Raw genomic sequence first — 18,360 nt, forward strand, 5'->3', positions numbered from 1 at the left:
CGGATCGGTACCCGTCGGCTCCACCCGCCGCGCGGGTTCCGGTTCTTCACTCTGCGATGTTGCGCGCTTCGGCGGTGCCCAGGATCTCGGGATGCTGCACTTTCTTGCGCCGGTTCAACAGCGGGTGCAGGAAGACCGCGCCGACGATGATCGCCACGCCGGCGTAGAACAGCGGGGTCAGTTCGCGCTGTTCGCTCAGCAGGACCATGGCCAGCAGGATCGCGTAGACCGGTTCGAGGTTGGTGACCAGCTGCACGGTGTAGGCGCTGAGGTGGCGCAGCGCGACCAGCGCCAGGGCGAACGGCAGCAGGGTGCACACGCCGGCCAGGGCCAGCAGCAGCATCCCGTCGCGCAGGTCGGGTATCACCCACAGCGGGCTGGCCAGCGCGGGCAGCAGGAACGGCAGCAGCGGGGCGAGCAGGGTCAGGGTGACGGTGCCGGCGCCCAGTTCCACCGCGGTGACGGTGAGTGGGTCGGCGTGGCTGACCAGCCGCTTGTTGAGCGAGCCGAAGATGGCGACCAGCAATGCGGACATGGCGCCGACCAGCACGCCCACGCGCATGCCGTCAGGCACGCCGCCAACCACCATGCCCACGCCCGGCAGCACGGCGATGCCGAAGGCCAGTTCGCGCAGCTGGAAGGGGCGCTTGGCGACCCAGGGTTCGATGACGGCGGTGAACACCGGGGCCAGCGCGATGCAGGTGGCCGCCACCGAGGCATTGGCCAGCTTCACCGCGCCATAGAAGGTGAGCCAGTGCAGGGCGACCAGCGCGCCCACGCCGCAGTACCCGGCGAACAGGGCGGGGGAGAGCTGGCGCAACCCGCGCCAGACGCGCGGCAGCAGGGCCAGCATGGCGACCACCAGCAGCATGCGCCACCACACCAGCGGCAACGCGGGCAGACTGATGAGCTTGCCGAGGATGGCGGTGATGCCCCACAGCAGCACGCAGAAGTGGATTTGCAGCAGCGCTTTGCGGGTGTCGGTCATCGGCATCCGCGTATTGTGCGTCAATCGGCAAGGCCCCGATAGCGCGGGGCCTTGCCCGGCCCTACGCGCCGACCTGCTGCAGTTGTTTCCGCAGCGCCACCGCGGCACCCGGGTTGCGGTGCTTGGCGGCGCCGATGAACAGCATGTACACCTCGCGCGGCCCACTGGCGGGGGCGTCGGCCGTGATGTGCGGCAGGTCGGGGTTGTCGTCGCCACGCGCCCAGCGCATCGCGCGCAGGCACCACTGTTCCAGCGTGCGCTCGGGGTAGCCGGCACGCAGGTTGGCGCGCGACTGCATCAGCCTGGCGTAGATGAAATCCGCGGTGGGGTCGGCAAAGCTGGGGTAATCGGCCGAGCCGCTGAACACCAGGGCCGCGCCGTGCGCGCGCGCCACGGCCACCAGCTCCGGCGTCCACGCCGCGGGATTGCGCACTTCCAGTGCGTGCCGGAGCACCTGTGCATTGGCCTTGCCGGGCAGGGCATCGAGGAACCGATCGAACTCCTGTGCACCCGCCGGATGGGTATCGCCAAACTGCCACACCAGCGGGCCGAGGCGATCCTCCAGCGCGGTGATGCCGTTGATGAAGTTGTCGGCGCGTGCGCCGGCCGCCGCCAGGTCGTGGGTCTGGGTGATCGTGCGTGGCGCCTTGGCGGAGAATTTGAAGCCGGGCGGGGTCTGCTCGCGCCACTGCGCGTACACCGCCGGCTTCTGCGCGCGGTAGAAGGTGCTGTTGATTTCGATGCAGCCGAGCTGGCGGCTGGCATGCGCCAGCTCCTCGCGCTGCGGCAGGCCGGCGGGGTAGAACGTGCCACCGCGCCAGGCCGGGAACACCCAACCGCCGATGCCGGTATGAATCGGTCCGGGAACAGCGTGCTTCAAGCGTCGCTCTCCTTCCAGGGGTCGTAGCTGCCGAACCACCACAGGTGGCCCTCGAGGTCGCGGCAGGCATAGCCGCGGCCGCCGTAGTCCTGGTCGGCGATATCGATCGCCAGCTCGGCCCCGGCGGCGACCGCACGCTCGTAGTGGGCATCGGGGTCGGTCACGATGACGCAGGCACTCTGGGTTTCGCGGCCCTCGACTTCATCGGGTTGCACGATGAGCTTGCCCCAGTCGCCGCCGTTGTCGACCGAGCCGAGCATGATCATGCCGCGGCCGTAGACCAGTTGGGCGTGGTACACGATGTCGCCTTCGGCGTACACGGCCTGCGCGGTGAACCCGAACGCACGCTCCAGCCAGGCGATGGCCGCGCGCGCGTTGCGGTAGCGCAGGCAGGGAATGATGGTCGAACCGCGGTCGGTGGGGATGGTCATGGGGTGCTCCGGGGTGGGCGGCTTCTGGCACAGGCGAGCCTGCGGCCGGCCGCGTTACCATCGCGCGAAACCTGGCGTAACCGGCCCGTCGGTGGCCTCGACGCCCCTGCAACATGCAACCGGAGACACTGATTGAACACATCCTGGATCGGAGGCCTTGTGCTGCTGGCGTGCGCACCCCTGGCGTCGGCAGCCGTGCCGGCCGAACTGCAGCGGCTGGATGCCACGGTGGAACGCGTGCGCAGCCAGTTCGACATTCCCGGCATCGCGGTGGCGGTGGTCAAGGACGGCCAGGTCGTCTTCGAGCGCGGCTATGGCGTACGCGAGCTGGGCAAGCCGGCACCGGTCGAGGCCGACACCCTGTTCGCCATCGCCTCCAACACCAAGGCGTTCACGGCCACCTCGCTGAACCTGCTGGCCGAGCAGGGCAAGCTGAAGATGGACGACCGGGTGATCGACCACCTGCCGTCGTTCCGCATGTCCGATCCCTACGTGACCGGCGAAATGCGCATCCGCGACCTGCTTTCGCACCGCAGCGGGCTGAGCCTGGGCGCGGGCGACCTGCTGTTCTGGCCGACCACCACCTACAGCAACGCCGAGGTGGTGCAGCGGCTGGGCAAGGTGCCGCTGAAAGCCGGCTTCCGCGACCGCTACGCCTACGACAACATTCTGTATGCGGTGGCGCAGCAGGTGATCGAACAGGTTTCCGGGCAGTCGTACGCGGACTTCCTGCAGCAGCACATCTTCACCCCGGTGGGCATGGCCGGCACCCGCTTCAATGCCGACCACCTGAAGCCGGGCGACAAGGCCGCCACCGGGCATGCCAAGTTCGACTTCACCGACCTGCGCACGGTGGCGCCGCTGACCTGGTCCAACAACGCCGGCGCGGGCGGGGTGTATTCCAGCGTGCACGACATGGCGCGCTGGATGAACGTGCAGCTGGCGCAGGGCAAGCTGGAAAACGGCACCGCGCTGTTCAGCCCGAAGAGCCAGCAGGCGATGTGGCAGATGATCACCCCGCAGGTGGTGCCCGAACCGAGCGTGCCGGCCCTGGCTGCCGCGCGCCCGAACTTCGCCGGCTACGGCGAGGGCTGGAGCCTGAGCGACTACCGGGGGCAGAAGCTGGTGTGGCACACCGGCGGTTGGCCTGGCATGGTGTCGCGGGTGACGTTGGTGCCGGAGCAGAAGCTGGGCATCGTGGTGCTGACCAACCAGGAAGTGGGCGCGGCCTTCAACGCGGTCACCATGGACGTGCTGGACGCCTATCTCAAGGCGCCGGCCACCGACTGGGTGGCGGCGTATGCCGCGGCGGTGGCCAAGGCGCAGGACAAGGCCGATGAGGGCTGGGCGGCGCACCAGGCGGCACGCGATCCGAAATCCACGCCGTCGCTGCCGCTGGCCCGCTACGCCGGCACCTACCGTGACCCGTGGTATGGCGAGGTGTTCGTCGAGCAGCGCGCCGGCAAGCTGCGCCTGCGTTTCGGCAGGACGGCGCAGCTGGTGGGCACGATGGAGCACTGGCAGCACGATACGTTCATCGTGCGCTGGGACGACCGCTCGCTCAACGCCGATGCGTTCGTGAACTTCAGCCTGGATCCGGACGGCAAGGTGCGCGAGGTGCGCATGCAGGCGGTTTCGTCGCTGACCGACTTCAGTTTCGATTTCCAGGACCTGGTGTTGACCCCGTGAAAACAAACGGCAGGCTGCGGTGGGATAATCGCGGCCTGCCTGTTTTCCAGGAAATGGAATGTTCCGCTGGTTCGAGTCGCTGATTCCCGTCTTTCCGCCGATCGACGCGCGCATGCCGCCGCGCCGCGTGTTGCCGTTCTACCTCCACTATCTGCGCCCGGTCTGGCCGGTGCTGCTGGCCACGTTGATCGCCGGGCTGCTGCTGGCGCTGGTGGAAGTGGCCATGTTCGATTTCCTCGGCCGCATCGTCGACATGGTCAGCGAGCAGCCGGATGCGGGCTTCTTCGCCCGGCACGCCGACACGCTGCTGTGGATGGCGGCGATCACGCTGGTGGCGCGGCCGGTGCTGGTGGGCCTGCACAACCTGCTGGTCAACCAGGCCATCGTGCCGGGCCTGAGCAACCGGTCGCGCTGGCTGATGCACAACTACGTGGTACGCCAGAGCCTGTCGTTCTTCCAGAATGATTTCGCCGGCAGCATGGCCAACCGGGTCATGCAGACCGGTACGTCGCTGCGCGAGTCGGCGGTGCAGATGGTGGATTCGCTGTGGTACATCGTGGTGTACACCGGCACGGCGTTGTACCTGTTCGCGCAGGCGGACTGGCGGCTGATGATTCCGCTGGTACTGTGGTTGGCAGCCTACGTGGTGATCATGGTGTACTTCGTGCCGCGTGCGAAGGAGCGTGCCTGGATCGCGTCCGAGGCGCGCTCCAAGGCGATGGGCCGGATCGTCGATGGCTACACCAACATTCCCACGCTGAAGCTGTTCGCCCACGGCGGGCGCGAGCAGGCCTATGTGGCCGAGGCGATCGAGGAACTGGCGGTCAAGCACCGCCGCCAGACCCGGATCACCACCGGCATGGACCTGACCATCGCGATCGTCAACGGCTTCCTGATCGCCGGTACCTGCGGGCTGGCGCTGTGGCTGTGGAGCCACGGCAACATCACGGTGGGCGCGATCACGCTGGCCACGGGCCTGGTGATCCGCATCCACAACATGTCCGGCTGGATCATGTGGACGATCAACGGCATCTTCGAGGACATCGGCACGGTGCAGGACGGCATCACCACCATTTCGCAGCCACTGAGCGTGCAGGACCGCGCCGATGCGGTGCCGCTGGTGGTGCACGAAGGCGGGGTGCAGTTCGATGACATCCACTTCCACTACGGCAAGCAGGGCGGGGTGATCGCCGGGCTGGACCTGAGCGTGAAGCCGGGCGAGAAGATCGGCCTGGTCGGTCCGTCGGGCGCGGGCAAGTCGACGCTGGTGAACGTGCTGCTGCGCCTGTACGACCTGGAAAGCGGGCACATCCGCATCGACGGCCAGGACATCGCGGCGGTCACCCAGGAAAGCCTGCGCCGGCAGATCGGCGTCGTTACGCAGGACACGTCGCTGCTGCACCGCTCGATCCGCGACAACCTGTTGTACGGGCGGCCTGACGCCAGCGAGGAACAACTGCGTGCGGCGGTGGGCAAGGCGCGCGCTGCCGCCTTCATCGACACGCTGCGTGACGCCGAAGGGCGGCAGGGTTATGACGCGCACGTGGGCGAGCGCGGGGTCAAGCTGTCCGGCGGCCAGCGACAGCGCATCGCCATCGCGCGGGTGCTGCTCAAGGACGCGCCGATCCTGGTGCTGGACGAGGCGACCTCGGCACTGGACTCGGAAGTGGAAGCGGCGATCCAGGACAACCTGGACGAGCTGATGGCGGGCAAGACGGTCATCGCCATCGCGCACCGCCTGTCCACCATCGCGCGCATGGACCGGCTGGTGGTGATGGACCAGGGCCGTATCGTGGAAACCGGCACGCACGCCGAGCTGGTCGCCGCGGGTGGTCTCTATGCACGCCTGTGGGCGCGGCAGACCGGTGGGTTCGTCGCGGCGGACGCTGGGTAGAGCAACAGCAACAGCAACGGCAACAGCTGCGGCGTTTTTGTTGTTACGTGCAGGGAAGGCCGGCGGGCAGCCCTCTACGGGACACGCCGTAAACCCATCCATGGGGGCTTGGCAAAAACATCCATGTTTTTGACAGTCCCTACGAGGGCTGCCCGCCGTCCTTCCCTTCAAACATCGCGGTCGGCGGAACGGAAAGCAGCGACGCATGGCGTCGCTCTACGCGTTCGCGATGTAGGGTCGGTTCCCAAACGACTGCCGGGACGAATGCAACATCCGATGACGCATGAAAATGATCGAAACCCGTAGAGCGACGCCATGCGTCGCTGCTCTCCGTTCCGCCCCGCGCAATGCATGAGGGGAGGCCGGCGGGTAACCTCCGTAGGGACTGTCAAAAACATGGATGTTTTTGCCAAGCCTACAAGGACGTACTTGCGGCGTGTCCCGTAGGGGGTTGCCCGCCGGCCTCCCCAGCACGCAGCACCTGAAACGCTGCTCTACGCGCGAAACAAAAACGGCCCGGTAATCACCGGGCCGTTTCCATATCACGTGCCGAACCGTGGCCGGCAACCACCATCACTCGATCGGCTGGTCCAGCATCAGCTGGCGTGCGAAGCGCACCGGCGGGGCGCCGTAGGACAGCATCTGGTCGTGGTAGGCCTTCAGGTTGAACTTGTCGCCCTGCTTTTCCTGCATCGCCTTGCGCGTGTCGAAGTGCTCCTGCGCGCCGACGAAGTAGGTCGGCAGCTGCGCCGAGGTCAGCTGCGCGCGCACCCACTTGCCCGATGCTTCGCTTTCCTGCTGGAACGCATCGTGGGTCATCAGCTGCATCGCCTGCTCGCGCGTCCAGTTGTCCACGTGCACGCCCTGGTCCAGGATCGCGTTGGAGATCGTGCGCAGGTAGAACTTCAGCTGCACCAGGTGGAACAGCGGATCGTTGTCCAGGTAACCCTGCTCCTGCATCATCCGCTCGGTGTACACCGCCCAGCCTTCGGCGAACAGGCCCGAGCGCAGCACCGCACGCAGCGTCGACGGGAACTTGCCCGAATGCCAGCCCTCCAGGTAGTGGCCCGGCGTGCCTTCGTGGATGCTCAGCAGGTGGATCATGCGGCTGTTGTATTCGCGCAGGAACGAATCGACCTGCTTGTCGGTCCAGTCGTCCGGAATCGGCGACACCGCGTAGAAGGTCTTCAGGTTCTTGTCCAGCGGACCCGGCGAATCGCAGTAGGCCACGGCCACGCCGCGCTGGAATTCGGGCATCAGGATGATGTCCACCGGCGCGTCGGGCAGGGTCATCAGGTCATGCTTGCGCACGAACTCGGTGGACTGCGCCAGCGCCGCCTTGGCATCGTCGACCACCTTGTCGCGCGCCGGCTTGTCGGCGTAGGCCAGCTCCAGCGCCGCTTCGATCGCCGCCTGCTGCTGTTCGTCGCTCGGATTGGCCGGCAGCGCCGGGGCGCCCGGCTTGCCGTTCAGCACCGTCTGCGCGATGCCGTACATGTCCTGGCGTACGCGCTTGAGTTCGGCGCGGGCACGTTCGCCGATCTCGGCGCGCGACAGCGACGAGTTCAGCGCGAACTTCAGCTTCTGATCGTACAGCTCGGCACCGATGCGGAAATCGCCCTTGGCGTTCGGCACCAGCGTCTTGTCCAGCCACGTCTGCTGATCGTCCACCGCCTTCTTCAGGCCGTCGATGGCGGCTTGCAGGCGCTTGCCGTCCTCGGCCGGCAGTTCGCCGATGTGGGGCGTGATGAAGGTATCGACGATGCTCAGGATGCCCTTGTTCTGCTTGGACACCGTTTCGGCGTGGATCTTCGGCACGCGGGCCGGGTCCAGGTTCTCGCGAGCCTGGGCGAAGATCTGCGGCAGCTTCTCCATCCGTGCGGTGGCCGACTTCAGGCGGTCGGGCAGCGGCGCGAACTCACGCGCCATCAGGCCGTACAGGGCGCTGCCGGCGGTGCCGTTGTAGATCTGCGGATCCCACTTGGACGCCTGCAGCACTTCGGCGTTCCAGATTTCGGACTGCAGCTGGTTGCGCAGGATGGCCGCATCCACCTGGTTTTCGCGCGAGAGCTTGCCCACCTCGACCTTGTCCAGTTCGCCGAGCAGGCCCTTGTAAGCGGTCAGCATCTTCTGCTGGCCGGCCGCGCTCAGATCGTCGATCTCGCTGTCGTAACGGTGATCGCCGATCTGGGTGGCGCTGATCGGCGACAGCTGCATCCAGGTGTCCAGGGCACGCTTGGACAGGTCGGCGAAGGCGGCATCCACGGCCGCATCGGCGGCGGGGGCGGTGGCCGCGGTACCGGCCGGGGCGGTGGGGGCGTCGGCCTGCTGGCAGCCACCCAGGGCGGCGATCAGGGCAAGGGCAAGAAGATGCTGGCGCATCGGCGATCCTGTGCTGTGGACAATCGCCCAGCATAGGCGCTGCTGACGGGCGACCGCCCGTGCCATTGGATTACCATGGACCTTTCCCGCCGGGAGGTGTGCCATGCAGTACGAAGGAAGCTGCCATTGCGGGCAGATCGCGTTCGTGGTCCAGGCCGAGGCCCCCATCACCGACGTGGTGGACTGCAACTGTTCGCTGTGCCGGCGGCGCGGTGGTCTGCTGTGGTTCGGCCCGCGCGCGGCGCTGAGCCTGAACACGGACCCTGCGCAGCTGGCCACCTACCAGTTCAACAAGCACCACCTGCAGCATCATTACTGCCGTGAGTGCGGCATTGCCCCGTTCAGCGAGGGCGTGGACCCGCGCAGCGGCCAGGCGATGGTGGCGGTGAACGTGCGCTGCCTGCCCGGGCTGGAACTGGGTGGGCTGAAGATCAATTTTTACGATGGAGCCAGCGTGTGACGACAGGGACGAGGTGGCGCAGCGGCGCTTGGGCAGGGATGCTGCTGGTGGCGCTTGCCGGATGCAGTGGCAAGCAGCATGCGGAGATGGCCAGTGCCGGTGCGGCCGGTGCGGTGGCCTCGCCGGAAGGTGCGGCGCTGGCGTATGAGCACGAGGTGGACATCCAGCTCGATGCCGCGCAGATCGGGCCGCGGGTGAAGCAGATCAGCGAAGCCTGCCAGTCCAGCAGGTTCGGCGACTGCGCCGTGCTGCAGGTTGGGCAGCAGGGGGGCGAGTATCCGTCCGGCTCGATCCGGGTACGGATCGCGCCCAAGGGCGTGGAGCCGTTGATCGGGCTGGCCGGGCAGGGCGGCGACGTCGCCTCGCGCAACACCCAGGCCGAAGACCTCGCCCAGCAGGTCGCGGACACCGCGCTGACCAAGGCCCGCCTGCAGAAGGAACACGAACGCCTGCTCGCCTACCAGGACGACAAGGGCATCAAGGTCGCCGACCTGCTGGTCATCACCCAGCGCCTGTCCGAAATCGAGGCAGGGCTGGAGCAGGCCAACAAGGACGCCGCCAACCAGCGGCGGCGGATCGACACCCAGTTGCTCACGCTGCGCTTCCAGACGCCCGCAGGACAGCGCAGCCGCAGCGAGATCGGCGAGGCGCTGGGCGACTTCGGCGCGACCGTCACCAGCAGCGTGGCCTTCGTGATCCGCGCGGTGGCCGCGCTGCTGCCGGTGACGTTGGTGCTGTGGCTGCTGGGCTGGGTTGGGCTGAAGCTGTGGCGTCGGCGCCGCCGGGCTTCTTCCATGCCGTAACGCGTATGCACCAACGGTGCATACCTACCGGTGGGCTGCCACGTCAGCCTTCGTCGGTTTCGTACTCGACGAACACGTCCAGTTCCAGCGCCAGCTCCTGCACGGCATCGCGCACCTTCTGCGCGGTGCTGTCATTGCCGACCTCGACCTCCAGCTCATGCGTGCCCGGCCCGATGTCATCGGACAGGCCGGCCGAGCTGGAATCGTCATCGTCCATGTGTGGCATCAGGTCGTCGGTTTCCTCGACGTGCTCGATGCCCTCGATGCTCTGGAGCAGGTCGCTGATGGCGCGCGCATCGTCTTCGGTACCGGTGATCCTGAGTCGCAGCATGGCCATGGGAAGGTCTCGTGGGAGTGGGGATTCCACCGTAGCGATGCGCCGGGCAAAAGCGGGTGAATGTTGCCGGGCCGGTGGTTGGGCGACATTCACCCGCCGGTAGCTCACGACCGGTGGTCGTGAGGCGTTAGGTCGTGAGGCGTTTGATCGTGAGGGCGGTTCAACAATTCATCCGGCAACGCCGGCACGGGCGTGCGCTCATCCTGGGCTTCGCGCTTGAGCCAGTCCATGAACGCCACCGCCGTCGGGCTGAGCGGCCGGTGTTCGGCGTGCACGATGTAATACGCATAACGCGCCTTCAGCGCCGGCCCGGGCAGGCGCACCAGTTCATAGCGCTGCAGGTACGGCTGGGCGATGTGTTTGCGCGCCAGCACCGCGCCGATGCCATACACCGCCGCGCGCATGGCATCGGTGCTGTCGCTGAAGATGTGCTGCGCGGTCAGGTCCAGTCCACGCACGCCGGCGGCCCGGAACCAGTCGCGCCAGCCCTGCGGCGACATGTCGCTGACCAGCGGCAGCGTGGCGATCTGCGCGGGCTCACGCAGCGCCGACACCCCCGGCAGGGCCGGTGACGCCACCGGGCACAGTTCGTCGTCCATCAGGTGGTGGGCGGCCAGGCCCGGCCACTGGCCCAGTCCGTAACGGATGCCCAGTTCCGGACCGTTCTCGTCGAAGCGGACCAGTTCGCTGCTGGTCTGCAGCTCGATGCGCATGCGCGGATGCAGGCGAGTGAAACGCGGCAGGCGCGGCACCAGCCAGCAGTACGACAGCGAGCGCAGGGTGGTGATCCGCAGCGGCACCACATCGGCCTGCGGGTGCAGGTTGCCGGCCACTGCGTTGATGTCGCTCAGGGCGGCGGCGGCGGCGTCAGCCAGCTGGCGGCCTTCGGCGGTCAGGCGCACGCCACGGGCATGGCGCTGGAACAGCACCGTGCCCAGCAGTGCTTCCAGCCGCCGCACGTGGTGGCTGACCGCGCTGGCGGTGAGGTGCAGCTCCTCGGCGGCATGGGCGAAATTCTGGTGGCGCGCGGCGACCGCGAACACCCCCAGCGCGGGCAGCAGGGCAGGGCGCAGGATCATGGCGAGACCCAAATCATATTTGTGGCTTGCAGGGATACTACGCGCTTGTCGAGGCCCCGCGGCAGGTAGATGCTGCGTGTCTGATCCCTGGAGCCCGCGCCATGTTGCTGCCCGTCCCCGCTGCCGTCGCTGCCAGTTCCTGCCGTGCCGGGAGCCGCCCGTGAGCGGCGCGCCGGTGAGTGCGGGGGCGATCGAGCGCGATTGGCGCACCCCGCTGGAGCTGACCGTGCTCGGCGCGATCTGGGGCTGCTCGTTTCTGTTCATGCGCGTGGCGGTGCCGTCGTTCGGGCCGTATGCGCTGGTGGAAGTGCGGCTGCTGCTGGGCGCGCTGGTGCTGCTGCCGTTCCTCTGGCAGGCGCGCGCGCAGTTCCCGGCCCGGCGGTGGTTGTGGCTGGTGCCGATCGGCCTGATCAACTCCGCCATTCCGTTCGTGCTGTTCGCCTGGGCCGCGCAGCGCGCACCGGCCGCGATCGGCGCGATCTGCAACGCGATGACCGTGCTGTTTGCCGCGCTGATTGCGTTCCTGTTCTTCGGCGAGAAGATCGGCATGCGTCGCGCGATTGCGCTGCTGGTCGGCTTCGGCGGCGTGGTGGTGCTGGCCACGGCCAAGGTGTCCGGGCTGAGCATCGGCGCGGCGGTGATTGCCGGTTCGCTGGCTGCGCTGCTGTACGGCCTGGGCGTCAACCTGGTCAAGCGCCACATGACCGGCCTGCCGCCAGCGGCGTCGGCCGGCGCTACGCTGGGCAGCGCGGCGCTGCTGATGCTGCCGATGGCGCTGACCCACTGGCCGGACGCGTCGATTCCGGCTGTGTCGTGGGCGTGCGCGATCGCGCTGGGGGTGGTCTGCACCGGCTTTGCGTTCCTGATGTTCTACCGCCTCATCGCGCGGATCGGCCCGGCGCGCGCCTCCACCGTGACCTACCTGGTGCCGATGTTCGGCGCGTTGTTTGCCTGGCTGTTCCTGGGCGAGCCGGTGACCTGGGCGATGGTGGTCGCCGGCGCGTTGATCCTCGGCAGCGTCGCCGCCAGCCAGAAACGTTGACGCGACGCGGCATCCCTTACCGCACGGGCACGGGAATGTTGCACAGGTCGATATGCCCGGCGGCGCGCTTGTAGAAGTCATCCACGCGGTTGCGCCGCGCTTCGACCGTATCGGCGAAGGTCTTTGAATCGGTGCGCAGCACCTGCAGCGTCGGTCGCTGCGCTTCGGGCAGATCGCTCACCCGCTGTATCGAGCGGATCGCGGTGCGCTGCGAAGCGTCGGCGTAGAAGCCCATCGGGGCCGGTCCGCGCGGTAGCGCGCTGAGCAGCTCCATGCCCTTGAGCACCCGGCCGACCACGGTGATGTTGCGGTCCAGCTGGCGCGGCGACTGGCCGGTGACCACATACAGCTCGGCGCCAATGCTGCTGTCTTCGTCGTTGTTGCGGCCGGCACCCAGCGCGCCGTAGCAGTGCGCCAGCCAGGTCTTGCCGTCCTGCCGGTCCTGGCCCACCGCGAAGCCGTCGACGAAGCCGGTCTGGTCGGCCCAGCCGTCGCGATCGGGCAGCACGCTGACCTTCAACCCTTTGCTGTCGCGCTGGAACTCCGCCGGCAACTTGCGCTTGGCCGAGCCCAGCGGCTTGGCCTTGGCCACGTCATCGGCATCGGCATCGCCGAACTGCACCACGAAGTTGTCCTGCGCGCGGTAGATGCTCTCGCCATCCCAGAAATGCTCATGCGCCAGGGTCTGGATGTTGGCCACGTGCTGCGGCGCGAAGGCCGGGGCCAGCTCGATCAGGACCTCACCGGCATCCAGCTTCATCACCAGCAGGTTGGCCGGATCCGGCGTGCGCCAGTCGCTCGCGGGCGAGGCCTCCAGGATCTGCTGCGCGCTGCGGTAGGGCGTGGCTGCGGTGGCCAGGCCAGGCAGCAGGCAGGAGAGGGCAAGCGCAAGCAGGGCGGGACGGCGTGGCGACATGGTGGACCCCGGGATGAACGATCCCCGATTCTGCGCGAAGCCCGGCTCCGGCCGCCAGCCCACCCTGTCCCCCGGCAGGGTGACTAACGGCACGTTCGCTATAGCTGACTTCGCACTAGTGTTGACTCCACGCTAGCTGGAGATCGTCATGAGCGACCACGAGGTCCACCTGAAGAAGTTCCAGAAGGAGCTCAGTGCCGGCACCGTGTCGCTGGCCCTGCTGGCGGTGCTGGCCAAGGCCGGGGAGCCGCTGTACGGCTACCTGATCGCCAAGGAACTGGAACGGACCGGCGAGGGCGTGCTGAGCGGCAAGCAGAGCGCGCTGTACCCGGTGCTGCGCAACCTCGAAGGGGCCGGGCTGCTGGAAAGCCAGATCGAACCGTCGGTGGCCGGGCCACCGCGGCGCTACTACCGCATCAATGAACGCGGCCGCGAGGTGCTGGCGTTGTGGAGCCAGGCCTGGCGTGCCACCCGAGATTCCGTTGATTCCGTGCTGGAAGGGGTACTGCAATGAACGAACAGAACAGGGCGGGCGGGGGCCTGCCGACCACCATCGGGGAATACCTGGCACAACTACGCGCCGCGCTGCACGACGCCGATCCGGCGATGGTGCAGGACGCGCTGTACGACGCCGAGGAATACCTGCGTTCGGAACTGGCCGCCCAGCCGGGCCGCAGCGAGGCGGAGGTGATCGCCGACGTCGCCGGCAGCTACGGTGCGCCGGAGGAAGTGGCCGAGATCTACCGCGAAACCGAAATCACCGTGAACCGCGCGCTGCGCACGCCCAGTGCCAGTGTGCGGCCGATTGCCCGCGTGGTGCCGGCGCAGGTGGCCGGCGCATCGGTCGCCGCAGCCGCAGCGGCCGCACCCGGCGGCGACGCACCGCGCGTGGAGCCTGTGGCCGCGCCGCACCGCTCGGCGCTGGCGCGCTTCTTCGGCGTGGCACTGGAACCGCGGACCTACGGCGCGCTGTTCTACATGCTGCTGTCGTTGGCGACCGGCATCTTCTTCTTCACCTGGGTAATCACCGGCCTGTCGATGTCGCTGGGCCTGATTGTGCTGATCATCGGCATTCCGATGACGGTGCTCTTCTTCGGTTCGGTGCGCGGCCTGGCGCTGCTGGAAGGGCGGCTGATCGAAGCACTGCTCGGCGAGCGGATGCCGCGTCGGCCGCGCTATGCCGACCGCAGCCGCAGCTGGCTGCAGCGCATCGGCGACATGTTCACCGATGGACGCACCTGGCTGACGATGCTGTACTTCATGCTGATGCTGCCGCTGGGCATCATCTACTTCACCATCGCGGTCACGCTGCTGACGGTGGCGCTGGTCTTCATCTGGGCGCCGGTGGCCTCGATGTTCGCGCTGGGCGCCCCGAGCCTGTACTTCGAAAGCGAACTGGTCGTGCTGCCGCTGTGGGCCACCCCCGCGCTGGCGGTACTGGGCGTGGTGATCCTGTTCTGCACCATGCACCTGGCGCGCTTCATCGGCCACCTGCACGGCCAGATGGCGAAACACCTGCTGGTACGCCTCTAAGTCTACCGACGGCCGGCCAACGGCCGGCGCTACCGCCAGGCATCCGGAGCCCTTGGTTGATTGACCATGATCCGGATGGGCCCGTAGCAATTCGTAGGTCCGGCCGTTGGCCGGACACCGCGCGCAGCGCGGCGCAAGCATCCGAAGTCGTCGAGATCAGGCCACGGTGATCCGACCGGAGTTTAGCCCCAATCGAAACCGCCCGTCAGACGTTCATGATCCGGATCGAAGCGCCGACAACCGTCGGCGCAACCGGTCGTCAACCCGCTTTCTTACGGATCGGGGTGACGTTGCTGGCGGCCTTGGCTGCCTTCTTCGGCTTCGCCGCAGCCTGCGCGTTGGCGGCGAAGAAATCGCGCACCTTGGGGTACACGGTTTCGCGCCAACGACGGCCGCTGAAGATGCCGTAGTGGCCGGCGCCCTCGACCACGAAGTGCTCACGGCGCGCGGCCGGAATGCCGGTGCACAGTTCCTGCGCCGCTTCGGTCTGGCCCAGGCCGGCGATGTCGTCCAGCTCGCCTTCGATGCTCAGCAGCGCGGTGCCGGTGATCGCACCGGGATCCACAAGCTCACCCTGCACATACCACTCGCCGCGCGGCAGCAGGAATTCCTGGAACACCACGCGGATGGTATCCAGGTAGTAGCGCGCCGGCATGTCCAGCACTGCGTTGTATTCGTCGTAGAAGCGGCGGTGCGCATCGGCATCTTCCATGTCGCCCTTGACCAGGTCGGCATAGAAATCCCAATGCGAACTGAAGTGCCGGCTCGGGTTCATCGACAGGAACCCGGCGTGCTGCAGGAAGCCCGGATACACGCGGCGACCGGCGCCCGGATAACCCGGCGGCACGGTGTGGATCACGTTGTTCTCGAACCACGACAGCGGGTTCTGGGTGGCCAGGTTGTTCACCGCGGTCGGGCTGCAGCGCGCATCGATCGGGCCGCCCATCATCACCAGCGAACGCGGCGTGGTTTCGCCACGGCTGGCCATCAGCGAAACGGCGGCCAGCACCGGTACGGTCGGCTGGCACACGCTGACCACGTGCAGTTTCTCGGCACCGAGGTGTCGGATGAATTCCTGCACGTAGGCGATGTAATCGTCCAGGCTGAACTCGCCTTCGCTGCCGGGCACCATGCGCGCGTCGACCCAGTCGGTGACGTACACGCGGTGGTCGCGCAGCAGGGTGCGCACGGTGTCGCGCAGCAGCGTGGCGTGGTGGCCCGACAGCGGCGCCACCACCAGCACGAACGGCTGGTTGAGCATGGTGTTGAGCTGGTCGGCTTCGTTGCTGTGGCGCTTGAAGCGCAGCAGCTTGCAGAACGGCTTGACGACTTCTTCGTGCACCACGATCGGCACGCGCTCGCCGTCGACCTCGATTTCGTTGATGCCCCACTCGGGCTTCTCGTAATCCTTGCCGATGCGATGGAACAGCTCGTTCACCGCGGACAGGCGGTCGGCACCGGGCATCTGCGACCACCAATGGCCCTGGTTGGCGAAGAACTTGGCGTTGGCCTGGGCCTGGTGCACCCACGGGGCGAGCAGGTTGCGGGTCAATTCATGCAGCTGATAGAGCATGACGTCCGAATATGTATGGTCTTATGTTGCCGCGCAGCATACCTCACCCGGGTCGGGAACGCCTTAATAGGCAGATCCGTCGCAACCGGTCATGAGATCAACGGCCACTGCGTTCCAGGGCGGCGGCGTGGCCCGCCAGTGCGGGCGACAGCCAGCAGTGCGAACCGAGCGCGGTGAAGCCTTCGGCCGTCAGCTGGCGCCGGTACCAGGCCGCCGGGCGGGCCTGGAATCCTTCATGGTCACCTTCGAACTCGTCCTCGGCGGTGAACGCCTCCAGGAACGCCACGCCACCGGTGAGCTCGGCGAAACCGGCCAGGGCGGGGCGCAGCTCGCGGGTGGGCACGTAGTGCATCACGTCCGAACAGACCAGCAGGTCCACCGGCGCGCACGGGCGCAGCCAGGCGAAATCGCCAACCCGGGCCGGGTGCAGGTTGCGGCTGCGGCCGTAGCGCTGCACCGCATAGTCGCTGCTGTCGAAGCCCATGTACTGCACGCGCGGGCGCAGCTTGAGCAGCGGCGCGCGCCAGGCGCCTTCACCGGCGCCGATGTCCAGCACGCTGCGGATCGGGCGCTCCAGGTAGTACTCGGCACTGGCGACGGCCAGTGCGACCTTGCGCGCCAGGCGCGCCGCGCCGCCGGTCTGGTCGGGCTGGTACCAGCGCTGGAAGTAGGCCTGGTCGTAGGTCTTCTGCATGCGGGGACAGGGATCGAGGACGGGGTGGGTGCACATGGTAGCCGAGCCCGCTGCGTCGATCTGCCGCGCATGCGCAGCCCGCGTGAATCGGCCAGAATGAACAACATCCCAAGCCAGCCGCCGGAGCAAGTGCATGCAGTCCTACTACTGGGTCAAGACCTTCCACCTGCTGTTCGTGGTGGCGTGGATGGCGGCGGTGTTCTACCTGCCGCGGATCCTGGTGAACCTGAGTGAGACCGCCGGGCAGCTGCCCGTCGTGGAGCGCCTGCAGCTGATGGGCCTGCGCCTGTACAAGTTCGGCCACATGATGTTCGGCCTCGCGCTGATCCTGGGGCTGGTGCTGTGGTTGGGCTACCGGGTGATTCCGGACTTCCCCACCATGGTCGCGCCAGGTGCGGCAGGCTGGCTGCACGCCAAACTGGGGCTGGTGGTGCTGCTGCTGGTGTACTACTCGTGGACCGGGCGGCTGCTGAAGGGCGCGGTGAAGGGCAAGGTGCTGCCGTCGTCGCGCGCGCTGCGCTGGTTCAATGAACTGCCGCTGGTGCTGTTCATCGGCGTGGTCTGGCTGGTGTTGGCCAAGCCGTTCTGAGGGACAAAAAAACCGGGCGCATGGCCCGGTTCTTCTTGCCGCAACCGCAACGGCCGATCAGGCCGTTTCGTAGGCGCCGTAGCTGCGCAGGCGCTCGTAACGCTTCTGCAGCAGGTCTTCGGTGGACAGCTTCTCCAGCGCGTCCAGCTCGTTGAGCAGCACGGCCTTCAGGCGCTTGGCCATCTGGTTCGGATTGCGGTGCGCGCCGCCGGTCGGCTCGCGCACGACCTTGTCGACCAGGCCCAGGCTCTTCAGGCGCGGCGCGGTCAGGCCCAGCTGTTCGGCGGCATCCTTGGCCTTGCCCGCATCCTTCCACAGGATCGAGGCGCAGCCTTCCGGGCTGATGGTGGAATACACGCTGTATTCCAGCATCACGGTGCGGTCGCCCACGCCCAGCGCCAGCGCGCCGCCGGAGCCGCCTTCGCCGATCACGGTGCAGATCACCGGCACCTTCAGTTCGGCCATTTCCATCAGGTTGCGCGCGATCGCTTCGGACTGGCCACGCGATTCGGCATCGATGCCCGGCCAGGCACCGGCGGTGTCGATCAGGGTCAGCACCGGCAGGCCGAAGCGCTCGGCCATCTTCATCAGGCGCAGCGCCTTGCGGTAGCCCTCCGGCTTGGGCATGCCGAAGTTGCGCTTGATCTTTTCCTTGGTGTCGCGGCCCTTCTGGTGGCCGATCAGCATCACCGACCGGCCGCCGATGCGGGCCAGGCCGCCCATGATGGCCTTGTCGTCGGCGAAGGCGCGGTCGCCGGCCAGTTCCTGGAACTCATCGCAGAAGATGCGGATGTAGTCGGCGGTGTAGGGGCGCGAAGGGTGGCGGGCCAGCTGCAGCACCTGCCACGAGGTCAGGTTGCGGAAGATCTGCGCGGTACGCAGCCGCAGCTTGTCCTGCAGGGTGCGCACTTCGGCCTCGACATTGACCGCCGGGCCGGCGCTTGCGCTGCGCAGCTCCTGGATCTTTGCCTCCAGATCAGCGATGGGTTGCTCGAAGTCGAGGTAGTTCGGATTCATCGGAAGCCGTCGTGAAGAAAAGAGGGAAAGTGTAGCCGAATGCGTCTAAATGC

At 67.4% G+C, this 18,360-nt stretch carries 18 protein-coding genes; 8 read left to right on the plus strand and 10 right to left on the minus strand.

All coding sequences use genetic code 11. From position 1 onward, the window contains the following. Positions 1–46: 46 nt before the first annotated feature. The 3 genes from BAY15_RS06945 to BAY15_RS06955 are packed head-to-tail and all read right to left on the minus strand — an operon-like array spanning position 47 to position 2,299. Positions 47–994 (minus strand): DMT family transporter, encoded by a 948-nt coding sequence (locus BAY15_RS06945; RefSeq protein WP_068850402.1) that lies wholly within the window; start codon positions 992–994, stop codon positions 47–49. 55 nt (positions 995–1,049) lie between these two features. Then, positions 1,050–1,868, minus strand: coding sequence for a DUF72 domain-containing protein (locus BAY15_RS06950; RefSeq protein WP_237334327.1), 819 nt, complete (start codon positions 1,866–1,868; stop codon positions 1,050–1,052). Further along, on the minus strand, positions 1,865–2,299 hold the full coding sequence (locus tag BAY15_RS06955) for a VOC family protein (protein ID WP_068850406.1): 435 nt from the start codon (positions 2,297–2,299) through the stop codon (positions 1,865–1,867). Before BAY15_RS06955 ends, BAY15_RS06950 begins: the two co-directional genes overlap by 4 nt. A 132-nt stretch (positions 2,300–2,431) precedes the next feature. On the opposite strand from BAY15_RS06955, the gene BAY15_RS06960 reads away from it, so the two are divergent. Then, the gene (locus BAY15_RS06960) at positions 2,432–3,988 is read left to right on the plus strand and encodes a serine hydrolase (protein ID WP_068850409.1); all 1,557 of its coding nucleotides are present in this window, start codon (positions 2,432–2,434) and stop codon (positions 3,986–3,988) included. Positions 3,989–4,046: 58 nt separating this feature from the next. After that, on the plus strand, positions 4,047–5,882 hold the full coding sequence (gene smrA, locus BAY15_RS06965) for a multidrug efflux ABC transporter SmrA (protein WP_068850411.1): 1,836 nt from the start codon (positions 4,047–4,049) through the stop codon (positions 5,880–5,882). Between the two features lie 573 nt (positions 5,883–6,455). On the opposite strand, the gene BAY15_RS06970 is transcribed toward smrA, so the two are convergent. Next, a complete protein-coding gene (locus BAY15_RS06970; RefSeq protein ID WP_068850414.1) occupies positions 6,456–8,264 on the minus strand; it encodes a DUF885 domain-containing protein in 1,809 nt (602 codons plus the stop codon). Positions 8,265–8,367: 103 nt separating this feature from the next. On the opposite strand from BAY15_RS06970, the gene BAY15_RS06975 reads away from it, so the two are divergent. Both BAY15_RS06975 and BAY15_RS06980 read left to right on the plus strand, forming a co-directional pair. Then, positions 8,368–8,724, plus strand: coding sequence for a GFA family protein (locus BAY15_RS06975; RefSeq protein WP_068850420.1), 357 nt, complete (start codon positions 8,368–8,370; stop codon positions 8,722–8,724). A gap of 38 nt (positions 8,725–8,762) precedes the next feature. After that, on the plus strand, positions 8,763–9,527 hold the full coding sequence (locus BAY15_RS06980; protein WP_068850422.1) for a DUF4349 domain-containing protein: 765 nt from the start codon (positions 8,763–8,765) through the stop codon (positions 9,525–9,527). A 43-nt stretch (positions 9,528–9,570) separates the two neighbouring features. Here the strand turns inward: BAY15_RS06980 and BAY15_RS06985 are convergent, their stop codons facing one another. Together BAY15_RS06985 and BAY15_RS06990 are read right to left on the minus strand one after the other, a co-directional pair. Further along, positions 9,571–9,864, minus strand: coding sequence for a hypothetical protein (locus BAY15_RS06985; protein WP_068850424.1), 294 nt, complete (start codon positions 9,862–9,864; stop codon positions 9,571–9,573). 104 nt (positions 9,865–9,968) lie between these two features. After that, positions 9,969–10,943, minus strand: coding sequence for a LysR substrate-binding domain-containing protein (locus tag BAY15_RS06990; protein ID WP_068850426.1), 975 nt, complete (start codon positions 10,941–10,943; stop codon positions 9,969–9,971). Between the two features lie 160 nt (positions 10,944–11,103). Here BAY15_RS06990 and BAY15_RS06995 point away from each other — a divergent pair, with 160 nt between their 5' ends. Beyond that, the gene (locus tag BAY15_RS06995) at positions 11,104–11,985 is read left to right on the plus strand and encodes a DMT family transporter (RefSeq protein ID WP_068850428.1); all 882 of its coding nucleotides are present in this window, start codon (positions 11,104–11,106) and stop codon (positions 11,983–11,985) included. Positions 11,986–12,001: 16 nt separating this feature from the next. On the opposite strand, the gene BAY15_RS07000 is transcribed toward BAY15_RS06995, so the two are convergent. After that, positions 12,002–12,901 (minus strand): peptidylprolyl isomerase, encoded by a 900-nt coding sequence (locus BAY15_RS07000; protein ID WP_068850431.1) that lies wholly within the window; start codon positions 12,899–12,901, stop codon positions 12,002–12,004. A gap of 148 nt (positions 12,902–13,049) precedes the next feature. On the opposite strand from BAY15_RS07000, the gene BAY15_RS07005 reads away from it, so the two are divergent. Both BAY15_RS07005 and BAY15_RS07010 read left to right on the plus strand, forming a co-directional pair. Continuing rightward, complete coding sequence (locus tag BAY15_RS07005) at positions 13,050–13,415, plus strand: PadR family transcriptional regulator (RefSeq protein WP_068850434.1); 366 nt, start codon at positions 13,050–13,052, stop codon at positions 13,413–13,415. Continuing rightward, a complete protein-coding gene (locus BAY15_RS07010) occupies positions 13,412–14,434 on the plus strand; it encodes a sensor domain-containing protein (RefSeq protein ID WP_068850438.1) in 1,023 nt (340 codons plus the stop codon). Before BAY15_RS07005 ends, BAY15_RS07010 begins: the two co-directional genes overlap by 4 nt. A gap of 259 nt (positions 14,435–14,693) precedes the next feature. On the opposite strand, the gene BAY15_RS07015 is transcribed toward BAY15_RS07010, so the two are convergent. Further along, positions 14,694–16,007 carry a polyhydroxyalkanoate depolymerase gene (locus BAY15_RS07015; protein WP_068850440.1) on the minus strand — a complete coding sequence of 438 codons (1,314 nt, stop codon included), beginning with the start codon at positions 16,005–16,007 and terminating at the stop codon, positions 14,694–14,696. 97 nt (positions 16,008–16,104) lie between these two features. Then, positions 16,105–16,701, minus strand: a complete 597-nt coding sequence (locus tag BAY15_RS07020) for a class I SAM-dependent DNA methyltransferase (protein ID WP_068850442.1) — start codon at positions 16,699–16,701, stop codon at positions 16,105–16,107. Positions 16,702–16,834: 133 nt separating this feature from the next. Here BAY15_RS07020 and BAY15_RS07025 point away from each other — a divergent pair, with 133 nt between their 5' ends. After that, positions 16,835–17,290 (plus strand): CopD family protein, encoded by a 456-nt coding sequence (locus BAY15_RS07025; RefSeq protein WP_068850444.1) that lies wholly within the window; start codon positions 16,835–16,837, stop codon positions 17,288–17,290. 57 nt (positions 17,291–17,347) lie between these two features. Here BAY15_RS07025 and BAY15_RS07030 read toward each other — a convergent pair whose 3' ends face one another. Next, positions 17,348–18,307 carry an acetyl-CoA carboxylase carboxyltransferase subunit alpha gene (locus BAY15_RS07030; RefSeq protein ID WP_068850446.1) on the minus strand — a complete coding sequence of 320 codons (960 nt, stop codon included), beginning with the start codon at positions 18,305–18,307 and terminating at the stop codon, positions 17,348–17,350. Positions 18,308–18,360 lie beyond the last annotated feature (53 nt).

The organism is Stenotrophomonas rhizophila (assembly GCF_001704155.1).
Classification (GTDB): domain Bacteria; phylum Pseudomonadota; class Gammaproteobacteria; order Xanthomonadales; family Xanthomonadaceae; genus Stenotrophomonas; species Stenotrophomonas rhizophila_A.

Excerpts from the sequence above, each read along its gene's own strand:
- BAY15_RS06945 (WP_068850402.1), bottom strand. The coding sequence starts at position 994 with ATGCCGATGACCGACACCCGCAAAGCGCTGCTGCAAATCCACTTCTGC.
- BAY15_RS06955 (WP_068850406.1), bottom strand. The coding sequence starts at position 2,299 with ATGACCATCCCCACCGACCGCGGTTCGACCATCATTCCCTGCCTGCGC.
- smrA (WP_068850411.1), top strand. The coding sequence starts at position 4,047 with ATGTTCCGCTGGTTCGAGTCGCTGATTCCCGTCTTTCCGCCGATCGAC.
- BAY15_RS06970 (WP_068850414.1), bottom strand. The coding sequence starts at position 8,264 with ATGCGCCAGCATCTTCTTGCCCTTGCCCTGATCGCCGCCCTGGGTGGC.
- BAY15_RS06975 (WP_068850420.1), top strand. The coding sequence starts at position 8,368 with ATGCAGTACGAAGGAAGCTGCCATTGCGGGCAGATCGCGTTCGTGGTC.
- BAY15_RS06980 (WP_068850422.1), top strand. The coding sequence starts at position 8,763 with ATGCTGCTGGTGGCGCTTGCCGGATGCAGTGGCAAGCAGCATGCGGAG.
- BAY15_RS06985 (WP_068850424.1), bottom strand. The coding sequence starts at position 9,864 with ATGGCCATGCTGCGACTCAGGATCACCGGTACCGAAGACGATGCGCGC.
- BAY15_RS06990 (WP_068850426.1), bottom strand. The coding sequence starts at position 10,943 with ATGATCCTGCGCCCTGCCCTGCTGCCCGCGCTGGGGGTGTTCGCGGTC.
- BAY15_RS07000 (WP_068850431.1), bottom strand. The coding sequence starts at position 12,901 with ATGTCGCCACGCCGTCCCGCCCTGCTTGCGCTTGCCCTCTCCTGCCTG.
- BAY15_RS07005 (WP_068850434.1), top strand. The coding sequence starts at position 13,050 with ATGAGCGACCACGAGGTCCACCTGAAGAAGTTCCAGAAGGAGCTCAGT.
- BAY15_RS07010 (WP_068850438.1), top strand. The coding sequence starts at position 13,412 with ATGAACGAACAGAACAGGGCGGGCGGGGGCCTGCCGACCACCATCGGG.
- BAY15_RS07015 (WP_068850440.1), bottom strand. The coding sequence starts at position 16,007 with ATGCTCTATCAGCTGCATGAATTGACCCGCAACCTGCTCGCCCCGTGG.
- BAY15_RS07020 (WP_068850442.1), bottom strand. The coding sequence starts at position 16,701 with ATGCAGAAGACCTACGACCAGGCCTACTTCCAGCGCTGGTACCAGCCC.
- BAY15_RS07025 (WP_068850444.1), top strand. The coding sequence starts at position 16,835 with ATGCAGTCCTACTACTGGGTCAAGACCTTCCACCTGCTGTTCGTGGTG.
- BAY15_RS07030 (WP_068850446.1), bottom strand. The coding sequence starts at position 18,307 with ATGAATCCGAACTACCTCGACTTCGAGCAACCCATCGCTGATCTGGAG.